The sequence below is a fragment of the Rhodococcus sp. 06-235-1A genome (assembly GCF_002258785.1).
GTDB lineage: Bacteria > Actinomycetota > Actinomycetes > Mycobacteriales > Mycobacteriaceae > Rhodococcoides.
On sequence record NZ_NOYI01000018.1, the window covers coordinates 34,511 to 49,887 of the forward strand.

At 62.3% G+C, this 15,377-nt stretch carries 16 protein-coding genes; 8 read left to right on the forward strand and 8 right to left on the reverse strand.

The features are described from left to right. Positions 1-75: 75 nt before the first annotated feature. The 3 genes from CH275_RS17125 (at position 76) to CH275_RS17135 (ending at position 3,913) form a co-directional block, all read left to right on the forward strand. Positions 76-885, forward strand: a complete 810-nt coding sequence (locus CH275_RS17125; RefSeq protein WP_094679656.1) for a hypothetical protein — start codon at positions 76-78, stop codon at positions 883-885. An 89-nt stretch (positions 886-974) separates the two neighbouring features. Further along, positions 975-2,276, forward strand: coding sequence for a DUF2786 domain-containing protein (locus CH275_RS17130; protein WP_143546805.1), 1,302 nt, complete (start codon positions 975-977; stop codon positions 2,274-2,276). 20 nt (positions 2,277-2,296) lie between these two features. Next, on the forward strand, positions 2,297-3,913 hold the full coding sequence (locus tag CH275_RS17135; protein WP_094679548.1) for an AMP-binding protein: 1,617 nt from the start codon (positions 2,297-2,299) through the stop codon (positions 3,911-3,913). 9 nt (positions 3,914-3,922) lie between these two features. Here CH275_RS17135 and CH275_RS17140 read toward each other — a convergent pair whose 3' ends face one another. From CH275_RS17140 to CH275_RS17150, 3 genes are all read right to left on the reverse strand, one after another. Further along, positions 3,923-5,518 carry an ABC-F family ATP-binding cassette domain-containing protein gene (locus CH275_RS17140; protein ID WP_179276201.1) on the reverse strand — a complete coding sequence of 532 codons (1,596 nt, stop codon included), beginning with the start codon at positions 5,516-5,518 and terminating at the stop codon, positions 3,923-3,925. A 91-nt stretch (positions 5,519-5,609) separates the two neighbouring features. Beyond that, positions 5,610-6,311, reverse strand: coding sequence for an aminoglycoside 3'-phosphotransferase (locus tag CH275_RS17145; protein ID WP_094679549.1), 702 nt, complete (start codon positions 6,309-6,311; stop codon positions 5,610-5,612). Continuing rightward, positions 6,308-6,985, reverse strand: coding sequence for a SanA/YdcF family protein (locus CH275_RS17150; protein WP_094679550.1), 678 nt, complete (start codon positions 6,983-6,985; stop codon positions 6,308-6,310). The genes CH275_RS17145 and CH275_RS17150 overlap by 4 nt, the downstream gene beginning before the upstream one ends. Positions 6,986-7,300: 315 nt before the next feature. Here CH275_RS17150 and CH275_RS17155 point away from each other — a divergent pair, with 315 nt between their 5' ends. Then, positions 7,301-8,671 (forward strand): dicarboxylate/amino acid:cation symporter, encoded by a 1,371-nt coding sequence (locus CH275_RS17155; protein ID WP_094679551.1) that lies wholly within the window; start codon positions 7,301-7,303, stop codon positions 8,669-8,671. Between the two features lie 60 nt (positions 8,672-8,731). Here CH275_RS17155 and CH275_RS17160 read toward each other — a convergent pair whose 3' ends face one another. The 4 genes from CH275_RS17160 to CH275_RS17175 form a co-directional block, all read right to left on the reverse strand. Further along, entirely contained in the window at positions 8,732-9,127 is a 396-nt protein-coding gene (locus CH275_RS17160; protein ID WP_094679552.1) for a hypothetical protein, read from the reverse strand. A gap of 13 nt (positions 9,128-9,140) precedes the next feature. Beyond that, complete coding sequence (locus tag CH275_RS30420) at positions 9,141-9,713, reverse strand: DUF3558 domain-containing protein (protein WP_094679553.1); 573 nt, start codon at positions 9,711-9,713, stop codon at positions 9,141-9,143. A gap of 64 nt (positions 9,714-9,777) precedes the next feature. Then, complete coding sequence (locus CH275_RS17170; RefSeq protein WP_094679658.1) at positions 9,778-10,467, reverse strand: DUF998 domain-containing protein; 690 nt, start codon at positions 10,465-10,467, stop codon at positions 9,778-9,780. 110 nt (positions 10,468-10,577) lie between these two features. Next, the gene (locus CH275_RS17175; protein WP_256991084.1) at positions 10,578-11,912 is read right to left on the reverse strand and encodes an alpha/beta hydrolase family protein; all 1,335 of its coding nucleotides are present in this window, start codon (positions 11,910-11,912) and stop codon (positions 10,578-10,580) included. 98 nt (positions 11,913-12,010) lie between these two features. Here CH275_RS17175 and CH275_RS17180 point away from each other — a divergent pair, with 98 nt between their 5' ends. Genes CH275_RS17180 through CH275_RS17190 form a run of 3 tightly spaced genes read left to right on the forward strand, consistent with a single transcriptional unit; the run spans position 12,011 to position 13,504 of the window. After that, entirely contained in the window at positions 12,011-12,640 is a 630-nt protein-coding gene (locus CH275_RS17180) for a TetR/AcrR family transcriptional regulator (protein ID WP_094679555.1), read from the forward strand. A 48-nt stretch (positions 12,641-12,688) separates the two neighbouring features. Continuing rightward, positions 12,689-13,015, forward strand: a complete 327-nt coding sequence (locus CH275_RS17185; RefSeq protein WP_256991085.1) for an ArsR/SmtB family transcription factor — start codon at positions 12,689-12,691, stop codon at positions 13,013-13,015. 45 nt (positions 13,016-13,060) lie between these two features. Next, on the forward strand, positions 13,061-13,504 hold the full coding sequence (locus CH275_RS17190) for an SRPBCC family protein (RefSeq protein ID WP_306436953.1): 444 nt from the start codon (positions 13,061-13,063) through the stop codon (positions 13,502-13,504). A 61-nt stretch (positions 13,505-13,565) separates the two neighbouring features. Here the strand turns inward: CH275_RS17190 and CH275_RS17195 are convergent, their stop codons facing one another. Continuing rightward, entirely contained in the window at positions 13,566-14,585 is a 1,020-nt protein-coding gene (locus tag CH275_RS17195; protein ID WP_094679558.1) for an SMP-30/gluconolactonase/LRE family protein, read from the reverse strand. 87 nt (positions 14,586-14,672) lie between these two features. On the opposite strand from CH275_RS17195, the gene CH275_RS17200 reads away from it, so the two are divergent. Beyond that, positions 14,673-15,326 carry a DedA family protein gene (locus CH275_RS17200; RefSeq protein ID WP_094679559.1) on the forward strand — a complete coding sequence of 218 codons (654 nt, stop codon included), beginning with the start codon at positions 14,673-14,675 and terminating at the stop codon, positions 15,324-15,326. Positions 15,327-15,377 lie beyond the last annotated feature (51 nt).

Below are 15,377 nucleotides of genomic sequence, written 5' to 3' on the forward strand. Positions count from 1 at the left end.
GAAGCGTCGACTATCGGGGTAGCTACAGTCATCGGCCACCGATTCGCGGCGGGCCACCACCTCGAGGAGACCGAGATGACGGTCCTGCGACGCATCTTCACCAGGACTGCTGTCCCAATTGTCGGTATCGCTGTGGCATTGGTGTGCGCGGCACCGGCCCAGGCTTTGCCCACGCCCGGCGACCTCTCGGATGTTCCGGCCCGAACGTCGTTGTCGTACGAACACTTATCGACGGGGACCTACGTGGGCAGCGCGGAGGACAACTCGGCGCGCCCGGGACTGTCGACGGTCAAGCTCTACATGGCCGATTACGTCGTACGCTTCGGTGACGGTTCGCCGAGGGATCGCGACCTCGCTGCGCGGATGATCCAGGTCAGCGACGACGGTGCCGCATCCGTGCTGGACTCGAAGTATCCCCAGTCCATCTCGGCAACTGCCGCCGAGTTCGGACTCACCTCGACCTCGCGGGGTTCGTTCTGGGGCGATTCGTATACCAGCACCGCAGACACCGTTCGCTTCCTGGCCGCAAAGAAGCGAACCGATCCCGCCAGCCCGGTACTGGCCTGGATGACCACGGCGGCTCCCGTGGCACGCGATGGAATGGTTCAGGACTGGGGCACTGAGCAGTTGCCCGGCGTGATCGGGACCAAGTGGGGATGGGCCGACGACCGATCGAGTGTGGTCGCATCGGCGTCGATCGGCGATGAATTCGTCATCGCATCCAATACATACGGACCGACCAGGTCCAACACCGACGACGTGTTGGCAGCTCTCGGCGGCGTCGAACTGACGGCACCGCCCGCCGCCGTTCCTGTGGTGGACCTGCCCGTAATTCCCGGCCTGCCGTCGGTCGAAGAATTGCTGCAGATGCTCGCTCCTCGCTGACACGTTCTAATACTTGTCGGACCACTCCCCTACTCTGCGATTCACCGAAAAGTTCGGGGACCACACCGGGGGACGTGGAGGGGACGACGATGAGTCGTATCGATCTGGACAGTTTTTTCAAGTATTCACGCGCAAACAATCTGCGAGACAGTGCTGATCCGAACGAATTGCTGGACAGTGGAATCGGTTTCGCCCAGTTGGGGTCGTCGGCAAAAGACATGACCCAGCTGATCGCGGAACGCCTGTCCGCTGCGGACGAAGCCAACCGAGCCTGTTCGGTGCACGATCGCGCGGCGAAAGTACTCGACGACGCTGTCGACACGGCATTCGAGAACGGCTGGCAGCCTGCCGAACTGGTACACGTAACGCGTCAGAGCGCCGGAGGCGACGGCGCGGTGGTCATGATCGAGGCGATCGGCGCTCATGCGGCACGAAGTTCCGCCGACAGCCTTGCTCCGGATTCCTGGCGAGATCAGTTGTCCGAGCTGAACGTCGAATCTGCAGGCGGCACCTCGGCCGACCGTCTTCGACGGTGGCGTTCGAACAACCGGCGATCGTCGGTGCAGTCGTGGTACACCCTGTTGCTCGTACTCGGCTGCGCGACATGGCTGTTGCCCATCGAAAGCCTTCTGCCCCCTCCTGCTGAATGGACCTCGCGCACCACGCCTTCCGGTCCCCGGCGGGTGGCAGACTCCAAGATCCTCGGCAGGATACGAGGGCTGCTGGCCAAGGCCGAGTCGACGCAATTCCCCGCTGAAGCCGAGGCATTTTCGGCCAAGGCCCAGGACCTGATGACGCGCTATGCGATCGACAGCGCGCTTCTCGATGCGGGGAACCGTTGCGGCGTGATCGACGATGTCATCACGCGACGCATCATGGTGAGCAATCCGTACTGCAAAGCCAAACTGCTTCTGCTGCACAGCGTGTGCAAGGCCAACGGTGCCAGAACAGTGTGGAAAAAGAAGTACCTGCTGGCCACCGTCATTGGTATGCCCGTCGACCTCGATCTATGCGAGCTTCTGTACACCTCGTTGTTGGTCCAATCGGCACGCGCACTCGACGAAGTCGGCGAGTCACCGACCTCGCGGACTCGCAGCTTTCGTCATGCATTCTTGATCGCCTACGCCCACCGAATCGGCGAACGATTGCACGACGCACGCACGCGAGCCACTGCGGCGGCAACACAACAACACGGATCGGCTCTGGTGCCGATCATGGCGAAGCGATCCGATGCCGTGGACCGTGCGTACGCTGCCCGGTACCCGTCGACGAAAACGATCACCTTCGGCAGCGACAATGCGCAGGGTTGGCTTGCCGGTCGCGCCGCCGCCGAACGCGCCGACCTGACCGGTGGGCGCGAACGTCTCGACAAATCCGATCTGGCCTCGTAGCGCGCGCTACATTGGCTGACATGACCGGTCTGGATACTCCGCTGACGCCACTTCGCTTCCTCGAACGTGCTGCGGAGGTCCATCCCCACAAGATCGCCGTGGAGGATGGTCCGCGCACCTTCACCTATGAGAAATTCGCCGCCGCCGTCACCCGACTCGCGCACGCACTGCGCGCGTCGGGTGTCGGCCACGGAGATCGGGTGGCGTACATCGCGTCGAACTCGGCGGAGCTACTGTTCGCGCATTACGCAGTACCACTGGCCGGTGGCGTCCTGGTCGCGATCAACACGCGACTTTCACCGGACGAGGTCCGTTATATCTGCGATCACTCCGGTTCGGTTCTACTGGTGGGTGATTCGGCACTGCTGGCCGGACTCGGAACGGATCCGATCGCCGATTCCGTCCGTGAGATCGTCGAAACACCTGCCGTCGACGGCACGTACGCGAAGCTGCCCCACACCACTCGCTACGATGCCTTCGTCGAGCGCGGCACGGACGATCCGTTGGAGTGGGAGGTCGACGACGAGACGTCGACCATCACGATCAACTACACCTCGGGCACCACCGGTCGACCCAAGGGCGTGATGTACACCCACCGCGGCGCCTACCTCAATTCGCTCGGAGAACTGCACCACCAAGGGTTCGACATCGACACCCGCTACTTATGGACGCTGCCGATGTTCCACTGCAACGGATGGTGCACCACGTGGGCGGTCACGGCCGCGTCGGGCACACACGTCTGTCTTCGCGGAGTGCGCGGCGATGCGATCTGGTCTGCCATCGACAACGGCGTCGATCACCTTGCCGGTGCGCCGACCGTGCTGACCACTCTTGCCACTGCTGCAGAGGCACATTCGCTCGATCGACCGCTGACCATCGTCACAGCGGGAGCTCCTCCGAGCCCGACGATCATCACCAAGATCAGAGCATTGGGCGCAACGCTCGTACACGTCTACGGACTCACCGAAACCTACGGTCCGTACTCGGTGTGCGAGGCAAAGCAGGAATGGCTCGAACTGGACGCTGACGACCAGGCGAAGCGGTTGGCTCGACAGGGAGTCGGCATGCTCACCGCCGACCGTTTGCGCGTGGTGCGCGACAAGCCGGAGGCCGGCGGAGCGCTGGTGGACGTCGAACCCGACGGCGTGGAGATGGGCGAGATCGTCATGCGCGGCAACAACGTCATGAAGGGGTACTACAACGACACCGATGGCACGACAAAGGCTTTCGCGGGCGGCTGGTTCCATTCCGGCGACCTCGGGGTGATGCATCCCGACGGCTACGTTCAGCTACTCGACCGAGCCAAGGATGTCGTCATTTCCGGTGGCGAGAACATCTCGACGATCGAGGTCGAACAGGCACTGGCGAGCCATCCGGCCGTCGCCGATGTGGCGGTGATCGGAGTGCCGGACGACAAGTGGGGCGAGCGACCGAAGGCATTCGTGGTGCTGGCACCGGGCGCGGACGCCTCCGAGGCCGATCTCGTGGCGCACGTGAAATCTGCCATCGCATCGTACAAGGCCCCGCGCAACGTCGAATTCATCGTCGAGTTACCGAAGACATCGACCGGCAAGATCAGGAAGAAAGAGCTGCGCGACGCCGAGTGGGGCACCTCCACATCGAAGATCAAAGGATAGCCCTCAAGGTCACGCCATCTGCACACCGGCGATTTCGGTGACGCCGCCCTTGCCGTCGAACGACAGCTGCCTGAACGCGACTTTTTCGACGAAGAACCTGTCGTGGCTCACCAGGATCACCGCGCCCGGGAACGCCATCAGGGCACGTTCGAGAACCTGGGTGCTCTGCAGGTCGAGGTGGTTGGTCGGCTCGTCGAGCACGATGACTCCTGCGCCGAACAGTAGGCACTGAGCCAGAGCCACTCGCGCCTTCTGTCCACCGGACAGCACGCCGATCTTCGATTTGAGATCCATCTCGGAGAACTGCAGCAGCGTCAGGAAGCGGTGGACTTCCTTCTTCGTCGCCGTGAGTGCAAGACTGCCTGGCATTGCGTTCACCGAGTGCGACACCGTGTCATCGAGATCGAGATCGGCGAGCACCTGGTTGTAGTAGATGAACGACGGGGCCTTGGTCTTCCATTTGATCTTGCCGCTGTCCGGTTGCTCGGCACCGACGAGAATGTCGACCAGAGTGGTCTTTCCACATCCGTTCGGTCCGGTGATGGCGATGCGGTCACCGCGGTGCACGGTGAACGAGATGTTATCGAAGAGTCGTTGCTCGCCATAGCTTTTGGAGATACCGGTGATCTCCGCCAGGTTGTCGTGTACGTGCAAACCGCCGTAGATCGCGGTGACCACAGTGTCGACCGGACGCGGACTCTTGCTCTTCTTGATGTTCGCGAGCCGACGCTTGAGCACCCCGCTCGGGTTCTTCACTGCTTCCTTGCGATCGCTGATCGCTTCCTGCTCGTACGCCAGCAGCTGTTGCTCGTTGCTGAACTCGCGCTCGAGGTTCTTGAGTCGAAACTGTTTCTGCTGAACGTATTCCGAGTAGCTACCGTCGTACGTCTGCAAGTGATGGTTCTCGATTTCGACGATGCTGGTGACCACCTGTTCGAGGAACGCGCGGTCGTGCGAGACGACCAGAAGTGCACCGCGGAAGTCGCGCAACCAGCGCTCGAGCCACGCGATTCCTGCAACGTCGAGAAAGTTCGTCGGCTCGTCGAGCAGCAGGACGTCCGGTGCCTCGATGAGAATCTTGGCCAGCGCGGCACGGTTGCGCCAGCCGCCGGAGAGGCGATCGACAGGAAGTTCACGGCGCTCGGCGTTGAAGCCGAGCATCGAGAGCACTGTGTCGATCTGCTGGTGGTAGGTCCATCCACCGCTGTTCTCCATGGCGTCGAGCAGTTCTGCTTGGCGATCGACGAGCTTGTACATCTGCTTCTCGTCGAGATCACCACCGAGCGCGGCCTCGACCTCGGCCAATTCGACCTCGATCTCGTGGACAGCCCCGAACAGCGATTCGAGTTCGGATTGAATGCTGCTGTCGCCATCGAGTTCGGAGAACTGCGAGAAGTACCCGATGCGCGCGCCCTCGGTGACGTCGACGGTTCCCGAATCGGGTGTCTCACGCCCGAGAAGGAGCTGCAGCAGGGTGGTCTTGCCCGTTCCGTTGCGGCCGATCAGACCGATGCGATCGCCGTCGGCGAGGCGAAAGAACACCTCGCGCAGCATCACCTTCTGGTCGTATCCCTTGGCGACGTCGTTCAAGCGAATCCAGCTCAAGCGTCCACTTCTCCTCCAAACACGGGTCCGCTGAGTCGTCGAACCGGGCTCGCTCACTCTAGCCGCGTGCGGCACCGTCCAATTCTGCCGCTCACGTGGATTCCCACAACCACAGGTAGTAATCGAGGCGCTCACGGTCGAGGTCGACGCCGTACGCGTCCAAGAAGGCCGCGCAGTAGTCGCGTCCGAAGTTGTACTCGGTGCTCCAGATTGCCGGTGCCAGGTCTGCCCATCGATCGGCGACGCCCATGGTGCCCATGTCGACATGTGCTGCCCAGGATCCGTCGTCGGCGATGAGGGTGTTGGGCATGCACGCGTCGCCGTGGCAGACGACGAGCCTGTCTATCGCGGGCGATTCCACCGGTAACTCACGATCGCCTATACGGGTAAGAACCGACCAGTCGAACGGGCAGTGAGCGATGGAGACTGCATCGTGAAACGCCCGAAGGCCGGTCGCCGCCGCGCGAACTGCACGTGCCGGATCTGCGAACCAGCGATCTGCTACCGCGCTCTCCCAGGGCAGTGCCTCGGTCACCATCCAGGAACCCGAATCGTCGGAACCGCTCTCGAGAACCTTGGGCACTGGGGTGTACTGGATCACCCACTGCAGACGACGCCTCTCCTCCTCCAGATCGATCGAGGCCGCGGCCGGCGTCCACTTGACGTAGCGTGCTGTGCCGAGACGAAAGGTCAACCCGCCCAACTCATTCGACCACACCGCCTCGATGTCGTCGGGTCCGGCCAACTCGCGAACCACGATCGGGACTGCGATGTCGCCGTCGGGCACACTCATCGGTCGATGATGGCCGCGAGCGAATCGACGGGCGGGGAGACCACCACGGGATCGCGACCCGACCACAGATCCAGTACCGCCTTGGGACGCGCCAACAACTCTCGTGCGTAGTTGCGCACCACCGCAAGGGTATTGCAGTCGATGCACTCTGCTGTGACTCCGTCGACGTCGAGGTCCATGTCCTCACACAACGCCACTGCTCGCGACACATGGAGGGGCTGGCTGATGATCAGTCCCCGTTCGACACCGAACGTCTCCTTCGCGCGAGCGCACGTGTCGTAGGTGTCGATGCCGTGATCGTCGCCGATGATCACGGCGGGATCGATTCCGTGCTCGATCAGATAGTCGGTCATCGCTTGAATCTCGTTGCCGGAGTTGCCGTCCGCGTCACCGGAGACCAGTATCGCTTTGATCTTCCCCGCAGCCATCAGTGCAATCGCAGTGTCGAGACGTCCGGCGAGGAACCGCATCGGCTTGCCGTCGCGCACCTGCGCGCCGAGAACGATGGCCACTGGCGCGTCCGGCGCATCGTCGACGTCGTACACCTTCCCCGCCGTCGAATACGCAACCCAACCGGCCGACGCCAGAACGACCGCCACCAGTGCTGCAGCGAGTGCGGACACTGCTTGCAGGAGTCGTCGGACCAGTCCTCGGGGTTTTGCTTTCGTACTCATGATCTCGTTTCGTCGACGACAGGAACCTCAAACTAACCCACGAAAGAGAAGTCCGATCGACGCCGCAGAGGTCCCATACCGATCCCACAGTGAACTCTCAGACCGCCCTGCCCGGCTACGCAGTTCCACGGCGGAGTACCGTTTGGCCAGTGAATCCGCTGCTGACCTCTCGACGCTATGTCGACTTGCGTCTGCAAGCCAGCGCTACCTGTTGACGGGTCTCTAGACCGCAACCCCTGAAGTTCGGCCCATCGGCCGACGAGCATTTCTGTCGTCCACCTCTGGCGACACCTCTCTCTTTCGAAAGGCATATCCATGTCTGCGCCCAGCGCTACCCGAACGCGCCGTGTCCCCACCTGGGCAACCGCGTTCGGACCACAGATCGTTGCCGGACTCGTCCTCGGTGTCGTTCTCGGGCTCATCGCTCGATCGATGTCTACCGCCGCCGATGGCAACGAGAACTGGTTGGTCGGGACCCTCGCGACCATCGGTTCGAGCTACGTCAAGCTCCTCACCGTCGCGGTGATCCCGCTGGTGTTCACCGCCATAGTCAGTTCCATCGCCAACCTGCGCGAGGTTGCAAATGCAGCCCGCCTGGCAATTCAGACGCTGTGGTGGTTCGCCATCACGGCCTTCATCGCCGTCATCATCGGCATCGTGATCGGATTGGTCGCGCAGCCCGGCTCGCGCACCAGCGCCGGTATGGATTCTGCAAAGGATCCTTCCAGTGTCGGGTCGTGGTGGTCGTTCCTCACCGGATTGGTGCCGAACAACTTCTTCGCGCTCGGCGCGAAAACCACTGTCACCGACGGTGCAGCGACCACGTCATTGAGCTTCAACATCCTGCAGTTGCTGGTCATTGCTGCGGCCATCGGCATCGCCGCACTCAAGGTCGGCAAGAAGGCCGAGCCGTTCCTCGTCTTCAACGCATCGCTGTTGGCCATCGTGCAGAAGGTGCTGTGGTGGATCATTCGCCTGGCACCGATCGGCACCGCCGCCCTCATTGGCAACGCAGTCGCAACCTATGGCTGGGACGCGATCGGTTCGCTCGGGGTCTTCACCGTGTCGATCTACATCGGCCTGGCTGTGGTGTTCTTCGTCGTGTACCCGTTGATCATTCGCGCCCACGGGCTTTCGGTGCGCAATTTCTATTCGGGAGTGTGGCCGGCCACGCAGCTGGGCTTCGTGTCGCGCTCGTCGATCGGAACTCTGCCGCTCACCGAGCGTGTGACCGAACGCAACCTCGGAGTGCCGCGTGAGTATGCGTCGTTTGCGGTACCACTCGGGGCGACAACGAAGATGGACGGTTGCGCGGCAATCTATCCCGCGATCGCGGCCCTCTTCGTGGCTCAGTTCTACGGCATCGACCTCACCATCACCGACTACCTGCTGATCATCGTGGTCTCCGTGATCGGTTCTGCCGCAACGGCAGGAACAACCGGGGCGACAGTCATGCTCACCCTCACGCTGTCGACGCTCGGCCTGCCTCTCGCCGGTGTCGGTCTGCTGCTCGCGGTGGAGCCGATTGTCGACATGGGCCGCACCGCAGTCAACGTGACCGGCCAGGCGCTGGTGCCGACCATCGTCGCCAAGCGCGAGGGAATCCTCGACCTCGAGCGCTACAACGCTCCGCGCAACGGTGATCCTTTCGTGGACGAGGACGCGGACGTGGAACTGGCCCGATAGCAGGGTGGTTCGAGTGAATTATCCCGACGGCCGAGCAACTGGGTCGTCGGGATTTTTCGTCTATTGCGGCGGCGACAGCGCTTCGACCGCAGCGGCGGTATCGACATCCGTGGCCTCAACGCTGGCGAAATAGTGTCGAAAGAACTCCCGCATCGTCTTGATGATCTCGATCTGCTGCTTGATCGCGAAGCGAGCGGAGCCTTCTTCACCAACAGCAAGGCGATGAAATTTAGCACCGAGCATCTGGGCTGACGGCAAGTCGCCGAACGATTCAGGCGACGACAGGCCGACGGTCATCTCGAACATTTTGTCCAGTTTTTCAAGGTAGTCAGAACACGCCTTGTCGCAGGCCACCGCAACATCAGCCTCGATGTGGAGTTCGCCGGCATCTGCCTGATCGCGCAACGATCTCCAATAGGCAAGGTTGTCGGCCAGACCTAGCGTCTTGTCGGTCACAGGGGCGTGCCTTTCACTTCGGCAAGTGGGACTGAAGGTCCTCGGCGTGCTTATTGACTTCGGCGCAGGGGTCACCCGACAAGTCTTTCGACCCAATTTTGTGAAGGATGAAGATCAAGAGGTTGCCGCCCGCTTCGAGCGCAATCCTGCAGCCCTCTGGCGGGTCACCGTCCTCGGAGAGGTTGTACTGAACTGCAGCGCGGGGGCCTATGTGGACTGGAACCTGATTTACATTCTGCGGACTGCGCAAGAATTGATCGAGCGAGTTGATCGATGACTGGACAATGAGGAAGTACCACGGAGTTTCGGTCGGCCCATCCCACGCACAATTCTGCCAACCGGGGTACGTCGTGATTCCCGCGAAGTCCGGCCGCTCCGTACTCACGTCCAATCCACTTGCCGTCACCGCAGATTTCGGAATGGTGCACGGATCGAATGGCTCCCTCGGGCCCGATGCCACGGTCATCGATTCTGTCGAGGCGTCCCCACTCGCGACCGGACTCCCCTGCGTCGAGGCGGCGCAACCCGTCAGCAACAGCGCCGAAGCGCAGGCTGCCGCAAGCGGATGCCTACCCGTTGACCGCATACGTTCGCCCTCTCGCCACCGACGTCACTCGATGGTTGGACGCGACGCCGGCCCGATCGGTTCCCTAGACGGGCTGCGAGGCCCTGATCTCTTGTGACTCGGCGGAAGCAGCATTCCTACGTTCAGCTGCCCACACCCACAAGGCCAGCGAGATCAACGCGATCACTTCGGCCACGACGAGCACCCGCTCCACGTAGCCGAGTGTGACCACGCGATACCAGGGTCGTGATCCGGTGGCACCGACGGCAAGCGCATACGCGATGGGCATCAAGGTCACTACTGAGAGCGCGCTGAGTCCCATGGTCACGCGAGCGCGCACTGCCCACACGGTGTCGCGAAGCCAGGGGCGCGAGAACGCGAACACCGCGACCGGAATGCTGACGAACGCCACGGCGGCTCCGAGTCGATGGATCGTCCCGCCGATGCTCAGTGAAGCATCGTTCGACCAATCCTGCTTCGGCACAGCGACGACGGCGACGAGTCCCAGAGTCCACAGTGTCAGGAAAACAGAGGCGGCCGCACCGGGCCGAGTGAGGCGATGTCGAATCGCGGACGCGAGGGTGAGCGCCGAACCGAATGCGAGCAGAACGACGCCTATCGAGAACACCCACTGCTGAGCACCGAGTCCGTATTCACTGATCGTGCGACGCAGATGCGATGGCGTCTGCCACGCGGTGTGGAGATCGAGAACCAGCACCACCAGCGCCCCCAACGCGATCAGCAGAGTGCCGATCCTGGCCGGTCGAATCTCCACGTCGCTCTCCTCTGGGACGGCACGGTCGGCTGCCCACGCTCCATGGTGCCTGAACGATCGCCCTTGCTCGGTGACGTCGCCCGGACACCGGCAGTCGGTGGCAGGCAAACCTATTTCGTCGACGGGGCCAGAAGATGCTCACAGAGGAAGCGAGTCGACAGCAACGACCAGTGCTCGGCATTGCCCATCGCACAGTGGTCGTCGTCGGCATAGAGCACCAGCTGGGCGTTCGGTGCAGCGACTGCGAGGTCGATCGAGTCGCGGGTACTGGCCAGCGTGTCCCGGGCCCCGTTGATCACCAACAGTGGGATGCCGATCTCTCGATAGAGTTGTCGCAGAGAGAGTTTCGACACCTTACGCAACAGGCCGGCAGTACTGGTCGCACCGAGCGTCCGGCTCAGCGTCGACAGCATCACCTCCGGCATGCCGATCGAATTGATGACACCGAAACTGCGATGCGTGAGCGGCCCATTGGACACCGCCGCTTTCAAACGAGGGTCCACAGCGGCCATGCGCGCCGCCCAGTAACCGCCGAAACTGAAACCCATGATGCCGAGCCGCTCGGCGTCGATGCGCTCATCGGCAGCGAGAAAGTCGATCACCGCGCTGTACACGTTCTCGGCCGCCGCCGTCATGGGGTCGCTGTACGAATACGTGCCGGGCATCTCCATGACGAAGGTGGCGAGACCGGAGTCGCGCTGAGCCAGGAGAGGAAAGAGGGTCTCGGCGATGGTGCCTTCCAAACCGTTCGTCACCAGAACCGTCGGCATGTTCGTCGCACCGATCGGTAACGCGAGAACGCCGTGTACTCGATCGGTGGTGCCGGGCAGGAAGATGTCGAGCACTTCGACGTCGTACCCCATCGTCGGTGCCATGGCTCGCAACAACGTTTCCGACAAGTCCGACGAGCGACGATAGGCGCGCTGGCGTTGTGGACTCCCGCCAGGCCACGCGGCAACGAAGTCGTACACCACTGCTTTGATCAAACCGTCCATCGCAACAACCGCGTCGGATGCCGACGGATGCTCTGCGACGAACCGTGTCGGTGCCTCCGGATCTGCAACCGTGCCACGATCGGCCAGAATCGTCGCCGCTGGTGCCAGTGCCTCACCCAGAGCCGTCAGCGCCGAGGGGTCGGTGGCGTCGAGCAACAGGGCACTCGCGGGGGCACCCAATCGGGACAAGGCATCGTCTGCGCGCGCGAGGTATCGGTCGGCGAAAGTCGACCAATAGGGAGCCCACCGATCATCGTCGAACGAACGACATTCCGACAACTGACGCCGGAATTCGGCATCCGAGATTCCGCCGAGGTGCGTGAAGCGGTCGACGAACAGCCGCGGCAGATACGGCGCGACACCTTGCCTGTGCGCTGCACTTTCGGTGCTGTGGGTCAGTGCCCTCACGCTGACCGCTATCCGTCGTCCCCAATCCATCAACGATGTCACCGGCTGTTCCCCCGCCACTCAAAGCAGAAAGTTCTGCGTTAAGGCACGGTAGGTGGCTCGATCGACTAATGCAAGTAACGCTGCAATAGCATTCACGAATGGATGACGACACCGAGCACGTTGCACCACGTCGACGGCCTGGGGGGCGGACGGCTCAGGTCAGAGCTGCGGTACACCAAGCCGTGCTGGACGCCGTGATCGAGGGCGGCGTCGACAACGTCGGCATACCCGACATTGCCCGCCGCGCCGGCGTCCGCGACAGCACCGTCTACCGACGGTGGGCCACTCGAGAAAATCTCGTGCTCGACGCGATGCTCGCTGCCAGCGAGCACACCCTCCCAGGGCCCGATACCGGTTCGCTGCGCGAGGATCTGACGGCGCTCGCCACCAGTTTGAGCACCTATCTGAACTCACCCCTCGGCCATGGCCTGGTTCGAGCGCTCGCCTTCGTCACCGACTCCGCCGAGATCGAACAGGCACGGAACACATTCTGGCAGAAGCGTTTCGAGGCGAACCAAGTGATGATCAGGCATGCAATCGCACGCGGTGAGATCCCCGCCGGGGCCGACGCGAACGCACGCACTGCAATAGAACTACTCATCGCTCCTATCCATTTCAGACATCTCCTCACCCGCCTTCCGTGTGACGCGGCCTTCATCGACACTGTCGTCGCCGCCGCGATCGGCTCACTGACGAGCATGCAGACGACCGACGCCGAACACTCTTGACGAAATCCGAACCTCGACATAACCTACAACCAAATGGTTGTAGGTGAGATGAGTGACGCCGAGGTCGATCGCCTGTTCCAGGCCTTCGCCGACACGACGCGTCGTGACATCGTCGCGAAGGTCACCGTCGGCGAACAGTCGGTCTCGGAGTTGGCATCTCACTACGCCATGAGTTTTGCCGCAGTACAGAAACACGTCGCGGTGCTCGAACGCGCCGACCTGATCACGAAACACAAGCGTGGCAGGGAGCAAATCGTGCAAGTCCGGTTGGACACGATCGCGAGGGCGCGTGCACTGCTCGACAGCTACGAGGAGATCTGGCGACAACGGGTGGACCGGATCGACGACCTTCTGTCCGAAGACGAGAAAGGCTGAATCGTGCCGTTCATCAGCTCACACAAAGATGCAGAGAACTTGACCATGACCATGGTTGCGGAGTTCGACGCGAAAGTCGAACGCGTTTGGCAGATTTGGGCGGATCCGCGCCAGCTCGAACGGTGGTGGGGTCCGCCCACATGGCCCGCGACATTCGTGTCCCACGACTTCGTTCCAGGCGGTAAGGCGTCGTACTACATGTCCGGTCCGGACGGCGAAAAGGCCGCCGGTTGGTGGATTTTCACCGACATTTCGGCACCTACCACCCTGTCCTTCGACGACGGGTTCGCCGACGACTCGGGCAATCCGTCGTCGACGATGCCTGTCACGCACGCCGTAGCGAGCCTCGAGGACGTCGACGGCAGAACGCGCATGACCATCCGCTCGCGGTTCGACAGCCTGGCGCAGCTGGAGGAGCTCGTCGCAATGGGTATGGAAGAGGGCATGGGACTCGCCCTCGGCCAGATCGACGCCATCCTCGCCGACTGACTGTCGTGCACGGAAACTCGGTCTCTGCTACGAACTTTCGTGCACGTGCGGCGCAGCCGCTCTACTCCGGAACTGCGCTGACAGTGAAGGGTTCGACGGGCTCTCCCCCACGCTTGTCGAATTGACTGTTCACCACGTACAGCCGATCATCCAGTGCGGCAACGGTTGTCGGGTAGGCGAACGATGGGTCGGTGATCTCACCGGTGACCGCACCGGTTCTTCCGTCGTCGTCGAGATCCACCTTGGCGATGAGCCCGTCGCGATTACGGACGACGTACAGCGTGTCGTCGTCCATCTCCATCCCGTCGCCGTTCACGAGGGTCGCTCCGCCGAGATCGACCTGTGTGACCTCCTTGGAGGTCTTGTCGATGCGATACAGGTAGCCGGTGCTCGACTGCACGACGATCAACGCTGTTTCATTGTCGTTCTCGACGATGCCGTTCGCGTTGAAGCCCTCCCCGTACGCGAACGGAGTGCCGTCGAAGCTCACGAACGTCTCCAACGGGCCGTCCTGCGTTCCGGCCGTCATCTGCTCGACGGGAATGCGATACAACGCCGGGCTGCGGGAGTCCGTGACGTAGGCGTCGCCGTTGTCGGCAATGGCGACGTCGTTGAGGAATGTCGCGTCGGCACCGAGACCGTTGGTGAACGTGGCCACCAGATCACCGGAATCGACGTCGTACACCCACACCTTGCCGGTGGCTCCTCCGGCGATCACCAGGTGGTCGGCGCGATCGTCGTCATCGGTCACATCGATCCCGGCAGCACCGGTGCGTCCGTCCGCGCCGCCGGGTAGGAACACCGACACATCGGGGGATCCGACGGTTCCGCGGAACACCGCGCCGTCGGACGTCGACGTCACGTAGAAGGTGTCGTCTGCGGCGGTGATGCCTTCGGGGAACACTCCACTACCGGGCAGGTTGTAGACCGTTGCAGTGCTCGATTTCGACGACGTTGCCGCCGAGGAGGAGGAATTGCTCGGGGTGCTCGGCGCCGGCTCGGCCGAATCCGAGGACCCGCAGGCACTCAGCAGCAGTGTGGCAACGGCAACAGCAGGGACTACTCGAGAGACTCGGTTCACACGATCGAGTGTTCCATATGTCTCAATTTTCGGGCATTTGTCCTGGTGAGCAGATTTTCAGTCGACACCTTTCGTACAGTCGTTGTCATGAGTGACCTCTCCACCCTTGCCGCGACCAGCACCGAACTCGGCGGAATCGCCGGTTGGGCGGTCAGCTTGATGGAGGCCATCGGTGGCCCCGGCGCCGGAATCGCGGTGGCCGCCGAGAACTTTTTCCCGCCGCTACCCAGCGAGATCATCCTGCCGTTGGCAGGATTCACCGCATCGCAGGGCGGGATGACTCTCTTCGGTGCGCTGTTCTGGACGACAGCCGGCTCGGTCTTGGGTGCGTTGGTTCTGTACTGGCTGGGCATCAAGCTCGGTCGCGACCGGATGTACGCCATCGTCGAGAAGATGCCGTTCGTCGGAACCGAGGATCTGACGAAAGCGGAGGATTGGTTCACCCGTCACGGACGTTCGGCGGTGTTCTTCGGCCGCATGATTCCGGTGGTTCGCTCGGGCATTTCCATTCCCGCCGGAGTCTCACGGATGCCGATCCTGCAGTTCACCCTGTACACGACTCTGGGCAGCCTGATCTGGAACTCGATCTTCGTGCTCGCCGGTTACTTTCTCGGTGAGAACTGGCACTACGTGGAGAACTACGCCTCGGTGTTCCAGTACATCGTCATCGGCATCGTTGTTGCGCTGATCGCCTATTTCGTGGTGAAGAAAGTGAAGTCCAGGCGCGTCGAGGTGCAGTGACGTTCAGGGCTCGTCGGGGTGGCCACGCCCGGTATCACCGGACCCGCCGGT

Bases quoted from the DNA above. Each gene is read 5' to 3' on its own strand.
- CH275_RS17185 (WP_256991085.1), top strand. From the start codon at position 12,689: ATGAGTGACGCCGAGGTCGATCGCCTGTTCCAGGCCTTCGCCGACACG.
- CH275_RS17190 (WP_306436953.1), top strand. From the start codon at position 13,061: ATGACCATGGTTGCGGAGTTCGACGCGAAAGTCGAACGCGTTTGGCAG.
- CH275_RS17135 (WP_094679548.1), top strand. From the start codon at position 2,297: ATGACCGGTCTGGATACTCCGCTGACGCCACTTCGCTTCCTCGAACGT.
- CH275_RS30420 (WP_094679553.1), bottom strand. From the start codon at position 9,713: ATGCGGTCAACGGGTAGGCATCCGCTTGCGGCAGCCTGCGCTTCGGCG.
- CH275_RS17180 (WP_094679555.1), top strand. From the start codon at position 12,011: ATGGATGACGACACCGAGCACGTTGCACCACGTCGACGGCCTGGGGGG.
- CH275_RS17200 (WP_094679559.1), top strand. From the start codon at position 14,673: ATGAGTGACCTCTCCACCCTTGCCGCGACCAGCACCGAACTCGGCGGA.
- CH275_RS17125 (WP_094679656.1), top strand. From the start codon at position 76: ATGACGGTCCTGCGACGCATCTTCACCAGGACTGCTGTCCCAATTGTC.
- CH275_RS17130 (WP_143546805.1), top strand. From the start codon at position 975: ATGAGTCGTATCGATCTGGACAGTTTTTTCAAGTATTCACGCGCAAAC.
- CH275_RS17145 (WP_094679549.1), bottom strand. From the start codon at position 6,311: ATGAGTGTGCCCGACGGCGACATCGCAGTCCCGATCGTGGTTCGCGAG.
- CH275_RS17150 (WP_094679550.1), bottom strand. From the start codon at position 6,985: ATGAGTACGAAAGCAAAACCCCGAGGACTGGTCCGACGACTCCTGCAA.
- CH275_RS17155 (WP_094679551.1), top strand. From the start codon at position 7,301: ATGTCTGCGCCCAGCGCTACCCGAACGCGCCGTGTCCCCACCTGGGCA.